At 45.3% G+C, this 461-nt stretch carries 1 protein-coding gene; it reads right to left on the bottom strand.

Annotated elements, in window-relative coordinates:
• Positions 1–243: 243 nt before the first annotated feature.
• Positions 244–461 (bottom strand): hypothetical protein (locus tag D7Y13_RS47420; protein ID WP_208734611.1); only part of this gene is annotated, 218 nt, incomplete at its 5' end.

Genomic DNA, 461 nt, shown 5'->3' with positions numbered 1-461 from the left:
AGTCTAGACACGATTCGCTTCCGGTTTCAGCAAGGAGTTGGAACTCAGCTAGACGTGATTACAGCTCAGAGCGATCTGGTTCGAGCAGAGGTGAATCGACTCCGAGCAATTTTGAACTACAACCGTGCCCTAGCAGCCTTACAACGAGCAGTGAGTAATCTACCTGCTAATTCTACTTCTACACGCTCTAACCCTTAGTTCAAACATCATTGCAATGTCTCATCTAAAGCATCAATCTCAAAATCAGTTGGGTTGGTTGATCCAAACACAAAGTCTTATTTTAGGGTTTAGCAGTTTGTTACTCCTAAATGGAGGCATCGCAATTGCCCAAACTTCTACTGAAGATGCGATCGCTCCGGTTACTTTACCTTCCGCATCCGAGCTTACTGTAGACTCCTTACCTGTTGTTTCTCCATCTGTAGTAAAACCACCTGCTTCTGTTCCAGCGTCCGAGTTCGTTC

Origin of the sequence: Corallococcus praedator (assembly GCF_003612125.1) — a bacterium.
Classification (GTDB): Bacteria; Myxococcota; Myxococcia; order Myxococcales; family Myxococcaceae; genus Corallococcus; species Corallococcus praedator.
This window is presented reverse-complemented; position numbering and strand designations above follow the sequence as displayed.